The sequence below is a fragment of the Desulfosoma sp. genome (genome assembly GCA_037481875.1).
Lineage (GTDB): Bacteria > Desulfobacterota > Syntrophobacteria > Syntrophobacterales > DSM-9756 > Desulfosoma.
In genome coordinates this window covers 154,516-172,235 of record JBBFKY010000007.1, presented here as the reverse complement: position 1 = coordinate 172,235, position 17,720 = coordinate 154,516, and the positions used below count along the sequence as shown (strand labels likewise).

Here is a 17,720-nt window from a genome sequence, read left to right as displayed (position 1 = left end):
CAATGACCCAATGACCCAATGACCCAATGACCCAATGACCCAATGACTCAATGACTCAATGACTCAATGACTCAATGACTTCTTTTTTACTTACTTTTGACATAGAAGATTGGTTCCAAGTAGAAAACCTCCGCCCTCTTTTCCCTTCCTCCTCCTGGAATCGTCAATGCTGGCGGGTGGATCGAAGTACAGCCACGCTTTTGGATGTGCTGGAGGAAGGGGAACGTTGTTTGGGTCGACCCGTGAAAGCCACCTTTTTCGTGTTGGGTTCTGTGGCGGAAAGGTTTCCTCAGCTGGTGCATGAAATACACCGTCGCGGGCATGAAGTGGCTTCTCACGGATACTGGCATCGCCTCTGTGTGCACGAAAAACCGTGCGATTTACAAGAGGACTTAATGCGCAGCAAAGCTTTATTGGAAGACATTCTCGGGAGTCCCGTTTTGGGCTATCGGGCTCCGGGCTTTTCCATTTCAGACAGAATCCTCGAACAGGTAGAAGAAGCTGGGTACCGATACGATTCCAGCTACAATTCTTTTGGATTGAACCCTCGCTACGGCACTCTGACCCTGAACGGAACGCGAAGGGGCATCGCCTACGAAGTGCAGCCCAAATTTTATGAGCTTCCGGTAAGCAATCTTAAAATTTTAGGGCGGACACTGCCGTGGGCTGGCGGCGGTTATTTTCGTCTGGTACCTTTTGATCTTTTTGCTGCGGGCGTTTCCAAAATCCTTCGATCTCAAGGGGCCTACGTTTTTTACATGCACCCGTGGGAATGCGACCCGATGCAGCCTCGAGTCTGCGGTGTCGATCCGGTGAGTCGTTTTCGTCACTACGTCAACCTGTCCCGCACCGCCGCACGCTTGCTTCGGCTCATCATGCGCTTTGGAAATTGCCGGTTCATGAGTTGCACCAGTTATTTGAACTTATGAAATCGGTGGTTCATGCGCCACAAAACGGGAGCTTAAACTTGTCCAGGCGTACATGGGGCATGGGATGCTGGAGGCTCTTTGTGAGATCCGGCAAGTGAACTTGTCCAGGCGTACATGGGGCATTGTTTTGATTGTTTACTTAGGGGTGCTCACTGTCCTTGCTTTGGCGCCGATGGATTCCCATGCCTGGACCCCAAGATTCCTGGTGAATATTTCGGCGAATGTCCAAAACCTCATGCATATTCCGTGTTTCGGCTTGTTGTCGTTGATCGCACTTCAGACCTTCATGGACGCCGGCAAGAGACGTCGCGTTTTGACATTTATCGCAGTGGGAATAAGCACCGTCCTTTACAGTGGTATTCTGGAAACAGCCCAAGCCTTTGTTCCAGGCCGTTACGGATCCCTGACGGACCTTCTTTTCAACGTGGTGGGTATTGTGGGGGGTCTTGCCCTCTGGCAGGGGCTTGAAGTCGTGAGGTCGTCAATTGAGAAATCGTCAATGGGGAAGTCGTGAATTGGGAAAAGGTATATGCGCAAGTTTTGAAAACGTGAAGTCGTGAAGCGAAAGGTCTTGAATCGGGAAATCGTGAATCGGGAGTTCGTGATCCGGAGATTGTCAATCCGGAAGGCGTGAGACGGGAAGTGGTGAATCGGGAGATGGTCAAAGGGGAAGCCTTGAACGGGGAGGGCGTAAAAGTGGGGAAGTTTAGTATGGAGGTTTTTGGGTCGTGAGGATCAGCATTATTGCCGGGGCCAGACCCAATTTCATGAAGGTGGCTCCCATCATGCACGCCATTCGGCGCTGGAACGAATCCGTATCCGGCAACGGGGTTTTGTCACCCATTCTGGTGCATACGGGCCAGCATTACGATGTGATGATGTCGGAAGTCTTTTTTCGTGAACTAGGAATTCCCGAACCCGACATCAACCTCGAAGTGGGGTCCGGATCGCATGCCAAGCAGACGGCGGCGATTATGGCCCGTTTTGAAGACGTGTGCCTGGAGCACAGGCCTGACTGGGTTGTGGTGGTGGGCGATGTGAATTCCACTATGGCCTGCACTCTGGTGGCCGCCAAGCTAGGGATTCGGGTGGCCCATGTGGAAGCCGGACTTCGAAGTTTCGATCGCACTATGCCGGAAGAAATCAATCGAGTTGTCACCGATGCCTTGGCGGATCTGCTGCTCACACCATCTCCGGATGCGGATAGCAATCTTCTTCGGGAAGGGGTGCCGGAAACACGAATTCATCGCGTAGGAAACATCATGATCGACACGCTGGTGGCCAACCTGGACAAGGCGCGTTCGTGTCGAACTTACGAACGCTTCGGTGTGGATCCCGGCCGTTATGTGTACGTGACGCTGCATCGGCCTTCCAACGTGGACCAGCCGGACATTTTACGGGGAATCCTGAACGATCTTATGGATCTCTCACGATCCTTTCCCGTGATCTTTCCCATGCATCCAAGAACGCGAAAGAACATGGAAGCCTTCGGCATCCGTTTGAATACCGGCCCGCACTTCCAAGTGGTGGATCCCGTCGGTTACCACGACAGCCTGTGTCTTGCGGAAAACGCTCGGTTCGTCCTGACGGATTCCGGAGGTCTTCAAGAAGAGACCACCTATTTCCGTACACCCTGCCTAACTTTGCGGCCCAACACGGAGCGGCCCGTTACGGTCACCGAAGGAAGCAATCGGCTCACGTCACCGGCGACCTTATGGGCGGACATCAAGGATCTTCTGGAAAAACCAAGCCGTTTCGGTCGGGTACCCGACTTGTGGGATGGCCGAACGGCTGAACGCGTCTTGAATGCTTTGACCCATTATGGCTCGGCAGAACCTTAAAACTTTCGGGTTGCCTTGAAAACCGCCTGACTTCGGTGCCGGGTATTTAACCGCAGAGGAAGAAAAGGGACTGGAATGGGCGCTGACACATCCTTCAGGGCTTTCAGGGGTTGCATCTTCTCTGAGTTTCCCCGGACCGTCCTTCATGTGCTGGACCACAGCCTACCGGTGCAGACGGGATACACATATCGCAGCCGTAATATCCTTCGATGTCTTCGGAATGTGGGATTTGAACCGATTGTGCTCACGTCTCCAAAGCATGAGGAGTCAGCGCCAAGTGCCTTAACATCCTCGGAAATTTACGATAGCGTCTGCTATTTTCGAAGCGGCAAGATCAAAAAGGTTTCACCCTTCCTATACGAATGGCGCATCATGGGCCGCATGAGACGTGAACTCGATCGGTTGGTGAAATCCAGGCGGCCCGCCATCCTTCACGTACACAGTCCTGTTCTGAACGCCTTTCCGGCTTTCGCAATCGGCCGTCGATACGGAATTCCGGTGGTTTACGAAATTCGTGCCTTTTGGGAAGATGCTGCAGTCGATCATGGCACACACCGAGAATGGGGCTTTCGATATCGATTAATTCGTGCTTTGGAAACGCTCGCGTGCCGAACGGCCGATGCCGTAGTCACCATCTGCGAGGGTCTTCGCTCTGATCTTTTGGCTCGAGGAATACCTTCCACGAAAATAACGGTGGTGCCCAACGCCATAGACCCCGCCGAGCTTCAGTCCCTTCCCCGAGATGAAGCTTTAAGAGCCCGTTGGGGATTCCGGCCGAACGACTTCGTCGTAGCTTTTATCGGTTCGTTTTATCACTACGAGGGTTTGGATTTGCTTTTTCGTGCCTTTACCCAATTCCCAATAAAAGGGAGTCAAATTCGTGCCTTACTCATTGGAGGCGGTCCGGAAGAAGATGCGCTTCGGTGCCTTGCTCGTGAATTGGATGTAGAAGGGGTCGTAAATTTTGCCGGAAGGATTCCGCACAATGAGGTTCCCGCTGCCTATGCCGCCTGTGATGCCTTGGTATTGCCGCGCAAATCCATGCGTCTGACTGAACTGGTGACGCCCCTAAAGCCCCTTGAAGCCATGGCCATGGGTGTTGCTGTCATTGCCAGTGATGTGGGAGGCCACAAAGAGCTGATTCGGGACGGTGAAACAGGCCTCCTTTTTAGAGCTGGAAGTTCTCAAGCCTTGGCGGAAAAAATCTTCACTCTTTTCTCAAAGCCGGATTTGTCAGCTTTCCTGACGCAAGAGGCCAAGCGCTGGGTTTATAGCAACAGAACCTGGCAACACAATGCTCATTTATATTTCAACTTATACCAAAAATTGCTCAGCGATGGAGCCTCGTTGAAAAGAAAGATGGCGGCGTTGTGACGGTTAACAACTCGCTTATGATCAAAAGCAGTCCTGCTTCACCAGATCCCATGAGCGTGGATATTCGCAATCTTTTGATTAACGGGGAGAATTTATTCTCAATTTAGTGCTTATGTTTTTTTCTCTCCGTTTGTCATTGCAACCTTGACGCAGCAAATTGCAGATTATCACCCCTGCTGATCGCCGTAACAGTTTGTATCTGAATGGTGAAATGGGGAAGGTGGAAAAGCGTCGATCTAGAGGGCAGTGGTTTTGCGTTTTAAGGTTTTTGCGTCGGACGATCTAAATTGTTGACGACGTTGGAGCCCTTTTATGAAGGCCGCCGTGATACCTGCCTTTGACTGCTAGAGAAAATCACGATTCCAAAATGGCATACTGCTATCCAAGTCAGGCCATAGGCTCCAGGGTTACGATCTGATAACGTTCGGAAGTCTTTTTTATGAACTTTTGAGACGAGAGAGAGAATTCAGGCATGATTCTCATTCGTCCTTACCAACCTTCAGATGCTGTTGCTTGGGACCTCTTTGTTCTCAACCATCCAGACGGCACCCTGTTTCATCTGACCGCATGGAAAAGAGTGGTCTCGGAATCCTTTGGACATAGGGACCACTATCTTGTCGCGGAAGAATCCAAAGGATCCGCAAGGCCGCGGCGTATTGTGGGGGTGCTTCCGCTGTTTTCCATTCGAAGCCCCCTCTTTGGAAACTACATGAGCTCCGTTCCTTTTGCAGAAAAAGGTGGTGCCTTGGCGGAAACTCCGGAAGTGGCCGAGCGGTTGATCTTCGAAGCCGCCCGTATGGTACGATTGCAAGGGCTGGATTATTTAGAGCTGCGTCATGAAAAACCTTTCGGGAACCTCCCGACAAAACATCGCTACGTGACCTTTCGAAAGCAAATGCATTCTGACCCAGAAAAAAATCTTCAGGCAATTCCTCGAAAATCGCGAAGGATGGTTCGAGTGGGTATCAAGGCGGGGCTGGTATCGCGCACCGGAAGGGATCTTCTCCCCACCTTCTACAGCCTTTTGGCGACCAACTTTCACCGCCTCGGCACGCCCATCTTTTCCTATCGCTACTTTCAAAAACTTGTGGATACTTTTAAAGACTCTTGCGAAATTCGAATTATTTACACCCCTGAAGGTCTGCCTATCGCAGGGGTTTTGAGCTTCTTTTACAAGGACGTGGTTATGCCTTACTATGCCGGATCCCTTGCCGAGTACAGGCACTTGGCTCCCAACGACTTCATGTACTTTGACCTCATGCGCTGGTCGTGCAGTCATGGATACCGTTGGTTCGATTTCGGTCGCAGCAAAATCGACACCGGTTCCTATGCATTCAAAATCCACTGGGGCTTTGAACCCAAACCTCTCGCGTACCAATATGTGCTCAGCCGTATCGAGGACATTCCCGATCTGAGTCCCGCCAACCCAAAGTACCAGCGAAAGATCGAGTTATGGCGGCGGCTTCCCCATTGGCTTACGCGGCTCGCCGGTCCGCCTATTGCTCGGTTTTTGGCGTGAAATCGTGGAATCGTAGAATATGAACTTGTAACGGGTGAAGGGGGAGGGCAAGGCCCTTTAAGGGAGTATGGCACAGGAGACCGGGAACTTTAGCTTGAGTCCAAAAGAATCGAGAGTAAAGGTCCATGATGACGACCTTACGCCTTCCCTTAGCCGGCAAGCCTGCGACTCAGCTTACAATTTCACGATTTCTCTTTATTCCCATTTACGATGCACGACTTCACCACTTGCCCTTTATACGATTCCACAACTTCACAACTTCATAACTTGACGATGAGAATCCTTTACCTTGCCCATCGCATCCCTTATCCACCCAATAAGGGCGATAAAATTCGATCGTACCATGAAGTGCGGTATCTGGCCCAATGCCATGAAGTGGACTTGGGCTGCCTCTGCGACGATCCACAGGACATGAAGCATGTGGAAACCTTGCGCACCTGGTGTCGTTCGGTACAGGCGGTCCCTCTCACGCCTTGGAAGGCGCGTTTAAAATGTCTTTTGCAGCTTCCAGGGTCTATGCCCTTGAGTGTTTCTTATTTTTATAGCCCGCGGCTTCAGAGGTGGGTAGATGAATGCCTAGAAAGTCGAACATATGACGCGGTGCTTTGTTTTTCGTCTCCCATGGCGGAATATGTTTTTTCCAGCCGCCACAAAAAAACGTTGTGGCAACCGGGCGGAAAAGTGCGAAAGATCATTGACTTTTGTGATCTAGACTCAGACAAATGGGCGCAGTACGCGAAGCGATCGCCCGTTCCGTTTCGTTGGGTTTACAAGGAGGAGTCCCGGCGCTTATGGGCCTATGAGCGAAAAGTCCATGAGTCTTTTGATGTTTCTATCTTTGTATCGGAAGCAGAACGGGAATTGTTCCTTCGAAAAAGCCCTGGTGCCCTTTGCCCTTGGGTTGTGGGAAACGGGGTGGATACGGATTTTTTTTGTCCCTTGGATGAAGGCGGACCGGAAACCACCTGGAAGAAAGGGGAGCCGACCATCGTTTTTGTGGGTGCCATGGATTACCATGCTAATGTGGATGGAGTGCTCTGGTTTGCGAAAACGGTTTGGCCCCGAATACGCCAACGCTTTCCCCGGGCGCGCTTTACTGTTGTGGGAAGCCGCCCGCACCCGAGAATTCGTCGGCTGAGCGGCTCCTACGGCATTCATGTGACGGGGTTTGTTCCTGATGTGAGGCCCTATTTGCGTAGCGCTGTGTGTGTGGTCGCTCCACTCCGGATGGCTCGGGGTGTCCAGAACAAGGTATTGGAAGCCATGGCAACGGGAAAGGCCGTGGTGGCCACATCGCAGGCTCTAGATGGCCTGAAAGCGGTTCCCGACCGAGACATCCTCTGCGCCGATGGAGCCGAAGCCTTTGCCCAAGCTGTGATCGACATTGTGGAAAATCCTGAAAAACGACGGCACCTTGAATACAATGCCAGAGACTACGTGCTGAAGCATCATTCGTGGAAACACGAAATGGCTAAACTGGAAGCTTTGGTTTCACGTGCGTCGCATCACACGATGTCTTCCAGGCCTAGTTGATCGTAAAGGCGTTTTCCACTTTAGAACTTTGGTTCAGGGCGTGAGTAGGGAAGTTTGAAATGGTTGATGCCGTTTTGCCTCTGATACGCTAACATGACGAAACTCAAAAGGAGCGTAAGACTGTGCCTGCACATGGTTGAGCAGCCTGTAGAGTGCACCAAAAACACCCACTTTCGTCGTAGGCGGGAATGACTTTTTTCTTGAAATCCTTTTGAGCCGGGAGCCTTCAAAATGAAGATTTTCTATCATCACCGGACTCAAGGTCGCTGGGCGGAGAGAAAACACATTCGAGGCATGGTTTCAGGTATGCCTAGGCTCGGCTGTGATGTTGATGTGTTAGACCCGCCTGGTGTCCATCTCGACACCCAACAAGGGCAGCATGCTTCAGCTCCGAGATCAAAGACTCTCGCTTTAATTGCGGAACGAGGTCCCCAGGCTTTCTTCGAAATCTTAGAATTAGCTTATAACATTTATGTTTTGTTAAGACTGGGTCTCAGACTGAAAAAGTCTGCACCCCACCTGATCTATGAGAGAGACGCATTGTTTTCCTTCGCTGGATCACTTGTGTCACGCATTTATGGTATCCCGTTGTTTTTGGAAGTCAATGACGCTACGGTCGCTAGGCGTTCACGACCCTTGGTAAACAAAGCCTTAGCAAATAAAATCGAACGATGAATAGTGCCTCGAGCCGCCATGATTTATACTGTTTCCGATCATTTTAAAAGGTTGTTGATGGAAGTTCATTCAATCCCGGCATCAAAGATTCGAGTCACACCGAACGCCATTGATCCTGAACGTTTCAAAATCAGGAACTGCGTCTTTTCGAGAAAAGCTCTTGGCATAAATCATGAGAAAGTAATCTGCACGACGGGTGCCTTCGTTCATTGGTATGGACTTGGTTTTCTCTTGGACAGCATTTCTGATTTGCTGAAAACGGAAGACCTCCACCTGCTGCTGGTCGGTGACGGTCCGGCCCGTTCGGAGATCGAATCGAAGGCAAAGGCTCAAGGTCTAATGCAACACATCACCTTCACGGGTTTTGTCACGTCTGAGATAGTTCCACATTACCTGTTTCTTGCCGACATTGTTGTGATTCCAGATTCCAATGCGCATGGCTCGCCCATGAAGCTTTTTGAATCCATGGCCATGGGCAAGCCCATCGTGGCCGTTGATGACGGTCCCATTCGGGCCGTACTGGAGCACGGCCGTGATGGGCTGCTGTTTCCACCCAAAAATCAAGAAGCGTTTCGCAAAGAGCTTCTCCGTGTCTTGAAGGACCGAGAATTAGGGCGAAGGTTGGGGGAAGCGGCGAGGTCTAAAGTCTTTGCGCGTTACACCTGGGTGGAGAATCCTCGTGCCGTTTTAAGCGACTTTCACCATGTACGTGCCTAAACGTAATGTTGCAATTCGGCTGGATAGTGCACATGCACAGGTTAAATCTTTTCATTTGGAGATCTTCGAGAGTGAGCTCTTTGAAGACGGGACTAAAACGACTGGCTTTTCGATGGCGTGGGTATCGCCTGGAGCACCTCCGGAACCGATGTCGTATTCTAGCCTACCATATGATCACTCCAAGCTTGAACGGGTTCTATCCTCAAACGCAAACGGATGTTTTTCGGCGCGAAATGGAACATCTTGCCGCCAATTACCGGGTTCTTCCATTGGAAGAACTTGGACGACGACTGCGGGAGGGGCGTTCGGTCAGGGGATGCATCGCCATCACCTTTGACGACGGTTTTCGGGATAACTACACCAATGCTTACCCGGTGTTAAAGGCATTGGGTCTTCCCGCAACGATTTTCCTCATTACGGAGTGCGTGGATACAGGCCGTCTCCCTTGGTTCATCGGCTTACGTCGGCTCTTTATGGAAACAACCCATGAGAGTCTGGATTTGGAGATGGAAGGGGGCCGAGTTTCACTGAACTTGAAGGATTCATTCCACAGGAAGCAAGCCTCGGATCGGGTCATGGCGTGGGTGCAACAAATGCCGGATGAGAAAAGGAAAAACATCTTAGAGGAGCTGCATGAAAGGCTGGGCGGGGCATTGATGGATCCGCTGGAAAATATCATGCTTACATGGGATCAAGTACGCGAAATGTCGAACAATGGAATAAGGTTCGGCGCCCATACCGTCAGCCACCCTGTGCTCCGAGCGACGGGAGCAGCGAAGCTACTGGAGGAAATCTCTCGTTCAAGAGATCGCATTTGGCAGGAAACGGGACTTCCCGTGAGTACCTTCGCTTATCCGTTTGGGAGAAGATCCCATTATCCACGGGAGACACCAGCGCTTCTTGAAAAACTTGGTTTTGTTTGTGCGGTGACCACGGAACCCGGAACAAACGATTTTCATACGCCCATCTATGAGCTCAAGCGTTCTCCACCATGGGAGTTCTCCTTGTTAAGCGATGGGACGTAAGGGGAGAGGCGGCGATGAAGCTTACAGTGCGACCGGCGGATGCGGTTTCTGATCGCGATGCTGTAATGTCGGTCTTCAATGAGACGCGGCAGGAACCCGCCGAGCCGGCACGTTTCGATTGGCTCTACAGCCGTAATCCAGCCGGACCGGCCTCTTTGTGGGTTCTGGTTGACGATGAGAGGGGGCAAATTGTAGGTGCGGCGGCATCCCTTCCTCGCTGGATGTGGGTTGAGGGCAAGCCAGAGCTGGCTCACGTTTTAGCCGATTTTTCAATCCTTGAAAGCTACCGAAGTTTGGGGCCGGCCATCAAACTCCATCGAGCGACCCTTGCACCCCTTTCCGACGGATCAGCGCTGTTTTCGTACGATTTTCCAAGTCGGTCCATGGCCGCCGTACATCGCTGGATGAAAGTGGCTCCGCTCGGCTGCCTCTTTCGGTTGGTGAGACCTCTAAGTCTTGCTCACATTGCCCGAGGCGCTCCTGACCGGATGCAAAGGCTTTTAGACCTCTGGAATACTCCTTTCAAAGCATTGCAAAAACTTTACCCGTTGAGGCTTCTCGGGCGCGATTTTGATTTCGAAACAGGCCCTGCCGTTCCCGAAGCCTTTGGCACCGATTTTACCGACTTGGACCGCCGGTTGGCTGGGCAGTACCGGATTCGAGGCGGTCGCGCCGCACCCTACCTTCAGTGGCGTTACGGGCGTAACCCTCTGCGGCGCTTTCACCTGATCAAACTATTCAAAAAAGCAAGATTATGCGGGTATGCAGTGGTTCACATCAAAACGGAATCTTCCGGGGTTTCAAGAATACAAATCTATGATCTTTTCTGCGAAAACGGACCTGGCATTCGGCGGAATATGCTGGCCGCCGTGCTGACTCACGCTGATCATGAAGGGGCGGCAGGCGTTGAGGCGACTCTGCTGGAATCGAATCCTTGGTGTGACTATTTAAAACGAGCGGGGTTTTTCCAAAGGCCGGATTTTTCTGAGGTCTTCGTGTTTACGAAACACGAGCCTTCGGGTCCCATAGTCCCGCTCTCCAAAGACGCCTGGTACTTCACGTTAGGTGATTCCGACACATGACGAAAGGAGCGCACCGTTTAACGGTGTGGTACCATGACCAAGTGGAAGAGAGGAGAAGCGATGAAAGAGGTGTTGATGCAAAATCTTTTGGATTTTATTGTGCGGCAGTTTCCTCAAGCCCGCCACAAGAAGATCACCGAAGAGGACTCGCTGCTTCGGACTGGAATCGTCGATTCGCTGGGCGTGCTGGAATTGGTCACCCATCTTGCGGAGACCTATGGCATCGAGATTACCGAAGAGGACTTGGTTCCTGAAAACTTTGATTCTGTGAAAGCCATTTGCCGGCTGGTGGAACGAAAACGAAACGGTCATTGATTGACGCTTAACCCAAGGGGATCCCATGGAATATTTGATTCACCATTGCCTGCGGCGAACTGCCGCTCAGTTTCCTGAGAAGACGGCGCTTAAGCAGCACAATATCAGCATGTGCTATAGAGATCTCGAGAGGAACAGTGACGCTTTAGCCTGGACCCTCGTGCACTCTGGGGCACAGCGAGGCGACCGTGTGGCGGTTTTCCTCGATCACAGTTTGGATCAGGTTCTGTCTTTTTGGAGCATTGTCAAGGCAGGGTGCGTTTTCGTACCCATCAATTCTCTATTGCTGGCACCACAAGCTGAGCACATTGCCAAAGACTGTGAGCCCTTCGCCCTGATCATCGACTCAAACCGCCTAGAAATGTTAAGGAATTCTTTGGGGGCTTGGCCGTTTCTGAAGCAGATCATCGTGGTGGGAGAAATTCCTCTGTGGGTCAAGAATCTTCCCATAAAGTGCGTTTCCTGGGATGCCGTTTTAGCAGAGTCCGGAAAAGCCGTCCCGTCGCCCGACCGCTGCATCGGTTTAGATCTTGCCGCGCTGCTTTACACTTCCGGATCCACGGGCCGTCCCAAGGGTGTGATGGTATCCCATGACAACCTTCTGGCCGGGGCCCGTATCGTCACATCCTACTTAAGAAATCGCCCGGATGACAGGCTCTTGGGAGTGCTTCCACTTAGTTTCGACTACGGCTTGAACCAGGTGACCTGCAGTGCCCTTTTGGGGATGACGTACGTTATGACCTCTTTTCGATTTCCTGGCGAATTGGTGGATGTGCTGATCCAAGAGCAAATAACCGGATTTGCGGGTATTCCCACCATTTGGCTTCTTCTTCTTCAGCGAGGATCGCCGGTTTTCAAGAAAAAGTTCCCGCATCTTCGCTATATCACCAATTCTGGCGGCTTTCTGCCGCCAAGCGCCATTGATCAACTTCGACACGTCTTTCCAGGAACGGAAATTTTTCTGATGTACGGGCTCACCGAAGCGTTTCGTTCCACATATCTGCCTCCTGAAGAAATCGATGCTCGGCCGACTTCCATCGGAAAAGCAATTCCAGGATGTGAGATCCTGGTGGTGAGCAAGGACGGCCGCCTGTGCGCCCCAGGCGAAGTGGGTGAATTGGTGCATCGAGGCCCTACCGTGTCTCTTGGCTATTGGGGGGATCGTGAGAAGACCGAAAAGGTGTTTCGCCCCCATCCTTTTCTGCCGGAGGGACTCGCGCAGATGGAACGAGTCGTCTATTCCGGGGACTTGGTGAAAAAAGATGACGAAGGTTATCTCTATTTTGTGGGACGAGACGACCACATGATCAAGTGTCATGGGCATCGTATCAGTCCGTCCGAGATTGAAGACGTGCTTTATGAAGGAGGACGGGTGAAACTGGCTGCAGCCATCGGGGTTCCCGACCCTATTCGTGGACAAAGCGTCAAGGTGTTCGTGGTGCCTCAGGACGGGGAATCCCTCAGCGAAGAAGAGGTTCGAGCCTATTGCGCCGAAAAGCTGCCTGTTTTCATGTTGCCGCGTTACGTGGAAATAAGACGGGAACTGCCGCGAACCCCGACAGGAAAGATCGATGTGGCGCGTCTTCGGGCTGAAGAATCCACCAAATCCTGAAAAGCCTACCGAAAGAATTCGCTGATGAAGCAAGAAAACGTATCATCCACTGTCGAGAGTATTCTGAATTATTTTGACGTAAGGGACGGCCGAATACTTATCGGCGGACGGCCTCTGGAATCATGGGCCACCGAATACGGGACACCGCTCTATGTCTATGACTTTCAGGTGGTTCGAAAGAAAATCAGTCGTTTCCGCAGTGCCTTTCCCAGCGATGTGAAGCTTTTCTATGCAGTGAAGGCCAATCCCAATCCTGCCCTCTTAAAGGCTATGGTGCCCATGGTGGACGGCTTTGACGTGGCTTCCTGCGGCGAACTAAAGGCCGTCATTCAAGCGGGGGCGAATCCGGGAGAGATCAGCTTCGCCGGACCGGGAAAACGCCGCGATGAACTGCTTCATGCCGTGGAACTCGGGATCGGTTCCATCAATGTGGAATCGTTAAGGGAACTGGAAATATTGGCCGAACTGTCATCACACGACCGTCCGCGTCCTCGAGTTTCTATACGAGTCAATCCGGACTTTGAACTCCATGGTTCGGGTATGAAAATGGGTGGAGGCCCAAAACCTTTCGGGATTGATGCAGAACTGATTCCCAAGGTTTTGGAGAAAATCAAGGGGCTGCCTTTGGATTTCCAAGGTTTTCATATCTACGCGGGCTCCCAAAATCTGCAACCCCACGTTCTAGCCGAAACAATTGAAAGATCTCTGGCTTTGTTAGCCAGGTTTTCACAACACGCACCCGAAATGGTGAAATGGTTGAATCTGGGTGGTGGGTTCGGAATTCCCTATTACGATGGAGATCGGGAGCTCGATTTAGAGTTATTGGGCAACCGAGTGAGTGAAATTATAAAAGCGTACCGGCATCGGTTTCCAGCGGCTCAGTTTATCTTCGAACTCGGCCGCTACCTGGTGGGCGAAAGCGGGATCTATCTCGTTCGCGTGCTTTACCGGAAGGTCTCCAGGGGCAAGACTTTCCTCGTCGTCGACGGGGGCATGAACCACCATTTGGCGGCTTCTGGAAATTTCGGACAAATCCTTCGAAAAAATTTTCCTATCGTGACACCCAAAGCTGCAGATCTACAACAACGGGAAAAGGTCGACGTTGTCGGTCCGCTTTGCACACCGTTGGATGTTCTAGGTTCCAATATAAGCCTCCCGCCGTTGTATGAAGGTGACCTTATCGGCATACTTTGTTCCGGTGCCTACGGCTATACAGCTAGTCCCCTTCAATTTCTAAGTCACCCGCTGCCGGCCGAAGTTGTCATAGAAAATTGAGACCTCATTCCATGATGCTATAAAGGGATGTCCCTCTTAAAGACAATTAAACAAAGTATCCATGATTATGGTTTTATCCCATACGTCCTGTATGGGTTAGACCGACTTCTGAAATATATATCTTCTCAGTGCGGCGTGGAATATTTTCACTTGTTTGTTCTGCCGGTCTCGGCCGTCGAACGACTTAAGATACCTCAGGCCTTAAGACATGGATTCCAGCTGGAAATCCTTCATGAACCGGCGCCGGATCTCTTGGTGTTCGAGACGCCCTTTACGACCATTCAATATCGTTTCTCTCAAAAGACCATGACTTTTATTTTGAAAAGGGACGGACTGCCCGTTGCAAAGCTCTGGCTGGCCTACGATCTCTATATTGAGGATGTTGTGTTCTGTGACATTCACCTCCCTTCGAATTCCGTGTGGGATTTCGACGTCGTGGTTTTACCCAAGCATCGGCTTACAATGGTCTTTGCTATTCTTTGGGAACAGGTGCTACGCCGGCTGGCGGATCGAAACGTCCAGTGGGTCTTCAGCCGAATCGCGGTGGTCAATCGGCGCTCGACTGAGGCCCACAAACGACTGGGAGGTAAGGTGATAGGGAACCTAGCTTTTATTAAATTGTGGAATAAACAGATTTGTGTGGATTTGATCCAAAAGAAAATGTCCCTTCACGACCAGAGCCGTCGCAAAAAGATTTATTTGGCCGATTTAATCGAGTTTTTTAACAAACCGGAGGGATGAAACAATGAACAGTAGGATGCGCTTGCTTGTCATTCTGGTTCTTATATTTGCGGTTTGCTCACCTGCTTTGGCGCGGGAAACCAACGAGAACAAGAAACGCCGAGTTCCCCATATCACGGCGCAGCAGGCTTATGCTCTTTTCCAGCAAGGGAAAATCATTCTTATCGACGTTCATCCAGGAGCGAGTAAAAAGCACGCTTCCATTCCTGGAGCTTTATATGTAAGTGCTGATCGAATTGACAAAGGACATGTCTCCCTGCCAAAAGACAAGCTGCTGGGACTTTATTGTGAGTGAGGGGAGATTGAAGGCTTCAGTGTGAATGCCGCGATCAAACTCATGGAAAGAGGCCATAGGAACATTGTCGTTATTAAAAATGGTTTTGAGGCAATGAAAGAGGTTGGGTTCACTTTTTATCATAAAGGGGAGCTTCGGCAAAAGGACCCGACGGGAAAGATAATTAGGTTTGGGGGTGGTTCATACCAAGACCCGTCGCACGAAATACGGCCGCGCTGATCCATGTGGGGATCTATATGGAATGAGCCCAATCAGGAAGTTGGATGGAGTCCTTAAAACATAGAGCTATTAATAGTATCATGTGGTTTGGCTCAAGCAGGTTGGTGAGCCTGATCATCACATGGGCGGTTTCCCTCCTTCTTGTACGGATTCTCTCTCCGCAGGATTTCGGCTTGGTGGCTATGGGAATGTCCTATGTAAGCATTATTGAAATTTTTTATGACTTCAATATTGGCTTTGCGATTCTTCAAAAAGCGGATCTTACGGAGGAAGAAACCCATTCGTGTTTTTGGTTCATGTTAGGAGGAATCACATTCTGGTATGCGATCTCGTGGTTTTTGGCGAAAGCGGTTGCAGCCTTTTATCAGAGTGAGCAGCTGACGTTTTTGGTGAGAATCATGATGTTAGGATTGGTTTTTCAAGGAGTTTCAGGCGTTCCCTTTTGGTTGCTGACAAAAAAGTTGGACTTCTCAAAAAGGGCGAAAGCAACCATGTGGGCGGCGATTCCTAGCACAATCATTACTCTTGTGCTTGCACTTAAAGGTTTAGGTGTTTTGGCTCTGGCTTTGCGATTCGTTTTTTTTAATTTCTTTTTCTGTGTTTTTCTTTATGGGTACTTTCCATGGCGCCCCAAGCTTATGTTTAGGCTGTCGGCACTGCGGTCCATTCTCACCTTTTCACTTTCGGTTACGGGTTTTCGATTCTTCCGGTATGCGGCAACGAAGTGTGACAACATCATTATTGGCAAATTCCTGGGTGCCGAATTGCTTGGATACTACAGGGTGGCTCTCGAGTTTTCGAGGATCCCTATTGATCGAGGTATCGTTTTACTGAACCAGGTTTCTTTTCCGGTGTATGCGGAGCTACAAAACGACTTGTTGCGCTTGAAAGATTACTTTCTAAAAATCAGCCGCTATATTTTATTTTTAGCTTTGCCTATTTTTCTTGGAGCTGCCGTCATGGCACACGAGGCTTTTCGAATGATTCTCGGGGAGAGATGGTTGGCGGTTGTTCCCATTTTCCAAATCATGTGTTTTGCTTCCATCCCGGAAGCACTTGTTGGGAACCTAGTATCACTTAACAATGCCGTGGGAAAACCGAACAGGAATCTAGCCTTCTCCTTGGTGGCCGCAGTGGCGCTGACAGGAGGATTTTTGGTCGCCGTGAGATTCGGTCTTGTGGGGGTTGCGGCTGTGTGGGTTACAATTTACCCACTGGTATTTGTCTTCTTCCTGCGGGGATCTTTGAACCTGATCCAATCAAGTCTACTGGAATTTTTCAAGACTGCTTCAATCTCGATTGTTGGATCTCTCGGCATGGCATTGGCTGTTCTCACCTTCCAAAATGTTGTTCCAATCCTTCGAAATAGCTTATCCGGCTCAAGTTTCCTCGTCTTGTTTGGTGGTTGTGTTTATGTCCTTTTTTTTCTGATTTTCGACCGGGAATTCATGAAAGATGTTCAAGGAATTTTCAGGGGATTTTTGTGGGCGAAGGTCTTAGGGCGTCAAAATACAAGAGAAAGTTGAACGCCTGAAATGGATCTTTGGGCTGACGCGTGGAGTCAAGGGCCTTTAAAAACGAGGGCAGAGCATGCGATCTAACGTGATGATTTTCACCTCAGGAGGCGGAGGAAGCTCGGTACTTGCGGGTCTTATTGCCAGAAAGGGCTTCTGGGTCGGCAATGCAACACGGAAACTTCATTTCGAAACATATGAAAATGAACGGTTGGTCGAATTAAACATGGAAATTTTAAGGTCAGCCGGGTTTCCCCTAAAGGATTGCATGGATTTACCTCCTCCTTCGATTACGCGCATCCGAGAACTGTCGTCAAAGATTGCCGTTGAACCGTACCGTCAGTTTGTGGAAACTTGCAATGCCCATCGTCCTTGGCTGTGGAAGGACCCTCGATTGTGTTACACGATTCATTTCTGGTCTCAGCTAGCCGATTTCAGTGACTGCAAATTTCTTTTTACAACCCGGGATCCGCTCCAGGAATTTGTCAGCATGATCAAACGTCGTGTTATTGTTTCTTTAAAAGAAATTATAGCGATCAATGAAAATTATAGGAAAAGTACCGAGGCGTTTTTGAAAGAGTGTGGCTTTAAATGTTTTTTTTGCACCTTTGAGGACCTCATGTTGGATCCTGACGGCTTTCTGGCGAGGTTGGGGGCATTTCTGGATCTCCATTTGAACAAAGATGATCTCAATGCAATCTATCGGGGTCCGTTGAGGAGAAAAAAGTACGGGACGAGCGAGATTCTCAAGAACCATATATTGTATTTGTACTTTCGATACGTTCGCAATGAATATGTGCGCTTTCCACAAGTCAAGCTATGAAGGGGCCGCCCCCTTGGGGTTGAAGGAGCTAGCATGTGGAAGAGAGCCTTCGTACAAAATAGCTCTATCTGTCAGAACAGGGAACGGCATGTTCTGAGAAATTCAGGATTGTGAAGGGCTGGACGGCAGGTGATCATATGATTGAGAGAATAGAGCATTTTTACTGATTAATATGCGTCGGCGGACTCACGTGTGTGGACAAGTTTTGTGTACGGCTGTCCTCTATGTGTG

The 17,720-nt window shown here is 50.3% G+C and carries 17 protein-coding genes; all 17 read left to right on the top strand.

The genetic code is table 11. The annotated features are described in order from the left end of the window. Window positions 1-176: 176 nt before the first annotated feature. Window positions 177-929, top strand: a complete 753-nt coding sequence (locus tag WHS46_10940; GenBank protein MEJ5349188.1) for a polysaccharide deacetylase family protein — start codon at window positions 177-179, stop codon at window positions 927-929. Between the two features lie 64 nt (window positions 930-993). Next, window positions 994-1,443, top strand: coding sequence for a VanZ family protein (locus WHS46_10935; protein ID MEJ5349187.1), 450 nt, complete (start codon window positions 994-996; stop codon window positions 1,441-1,443). A gap of 214 nt (window positions 1,444-1,657) precedes the next feature. Continuing rightward, a complete protein-coding gene (gene wecB / locus WHS46_10930; protein MEJ5349186.1) occupies window positions 1,658-2,770 on the top strand; it encodes a UDP-N-acetylglucosamine 2-epimerase (non-hydrolyzing) in 1,113 nt (370 codons plus the stop codon). 75 nt (window positions 2,771-2,845) lie between these two features. Further along, window positions 2,846-4,144, top strand: coding sequence for a TIGR04063 family PEP-CTERM/XrtA system glycosyltransferase (locus WHS46_10925; protein ID MEJ5349185.1), 1,299 nt, complete (start codon window positions 2,846-2,848; stop codon window positions 4,142-4,144). Window positions 4,145-4,616: 472 nt separating this feature from the next. Next, complete coding sequence (locus WHS46_10920) at window positions 4,617-5,663, top strand: FemAB family XrtA/PEP-CTERM system-associated protein (GenBank protein MEJ5349184.1); 1,047 nt, start codon at window positions 4,617-4,619, stop codon at window positions 5,661-5,663. 273 nt (window positions 5,664-5,936) lie between these two features. Beyond that, window positions 5,937-7,196: a TIGR03087 family PEP-CTERM/XrtA system glycosyltransferase gene (locus WHS46_10915; GenBank protein MEJ5349183.1), complete on the top strand. Its 1,260-nt coding sequence runs from the start codon at window positions 5,937-5,939 to the stop codon at window positions 7,194-7,196. 231 nt (window positions 7,197-7,427) lie between these two features. Continuing rightward, window positions 7,428-7,871 carry a hypothetical protein gene (locus WHS46_10910; GenBank protein ID MEJ5349182.1) on the top strand — a complete coding sequence of 148 codons (444 nt, stop codon included), beginning with the start codon at window positions 7,428-7,430 and terminating at the stop codon, window positions 7,869-7,871. Window positions 7,872-7,889: 18 nt separating this feature from the next. Next, window positions 7,890-8,588, top strand: coding sequence for a glycosyltransferase family 4 protein (locus WHS46_10905; protein MEJ5349181.1), 699 nt, complete (start codon window positions 7,890-7,892; stop codon window positions 8,586-8,588). Between the two features lie 71 nt (window positions 8,589-8,659). Further along, window positions 8,660-9,613, top strand: a complete 954-nt coding sequence (locus WHS46_10900; GenBank protein MEJ5349180.1) for a polysaccharide deacetylase family protein — start codon at window positions 8,660-8,662, stop codon at window positions 9,611-9,613. 14 nt (window positions 9,614-9,627) lie between these two features. After that, window positions 9,628-10,695, top strand: a complete 1,068-nt coding sequence (locus tag WHS46_10895; protein ID MEJ5349179.1) for a hypothetical protein — start codon at window positions 9,628-9,630, stop codon at window positions 10,693-10,695. Window positions 10,696-10,755: 60 nt separating this feature from the next. Continuing rightward, window positions 10,756-11,010, top strand: a complete 255-nt coding sequence (locus tag WHS46_10890; GenBank protein ID MEJ5349178.1) for an acyl carrier protein — start codon at window positions 10,756-10,758, stop codon at window positions 11,008-11,010. A 25-nt stretch (window positions 11,011-11,035) separates the two neighbouring features. After that, window positions 11,036-12,622, top strand: a complete 1,587-nt coding sequence (locus WHS46_10885; protein ID MEJ5349177.1) for an acyl-CoA ligase (AMP-forming), exosortase A system-associated — start codon at window positions 11,036-11,038, stop codon at window positions 12,620-12,622. 24 nt (window positions 12,623-12,646) lie between these two features. Further along, entirely contained in the window at window positions 12,647-13,897 is a 1,251-nt protein-coding gene (locus WHS46_10880; GenBank protein MEJ5349176.1) for a pyridoxal-dependent decarboxylase, exosortase A system-associated, read from the top strand. Window positions 13,898-14,047: 150 nt separating this feature from the next. Then, on the top strand, window positions 14,048-14,638 hold the full coding sequence (locus tag WHS46_10875) for a hypothetical protein (protein MEJ5349175.1): 591 nt from the start codon (window positions 14,048-14,050) through the stop codon (window positions 14,636-14,638). A gap of 16 nt (window positions 14,639-14,654) precedes the next feature. Next, window positions 14,655-14,933 carry a hypothetical protein gene (locus WHS46_10870; protein ID MEJ5349174.1) on the top strand — a complete coding sequence of 93 codons (279 nt, stop codon included), beginning with the start codon at window positions 14,655-14,657 and terminating at the stop codon, window positions 14,931-14,933. A 263-nt stretch (window positions 14,934-15,196) separates the two neighbouring features. Beyond that, window positions 15,197-16,678, top strand: a complete 1,482-nt coding sequence (locus WHS46_10865; protein ID MEJ5349173.1) for a lipopolysaccharide biosynthesis protein — start codon at window positions 15,197-15,199, stop codon at window positions 16,676-16,678. Between the two features lie 64 nt (window positions 16,679-16,742). Then, window positions 16,743-17,489, top strand: coding sequence for a hypothetical protein (locus WHS46_10860; GenBank protein MEJ5349172.1), 747 nt, complete (start codon window positions 16,743-16,745; stop codon window positions 17,487-17,489). The last annotated feature ends 231 nt before the right edge of the window (window positions 17,490-17,720 follow it).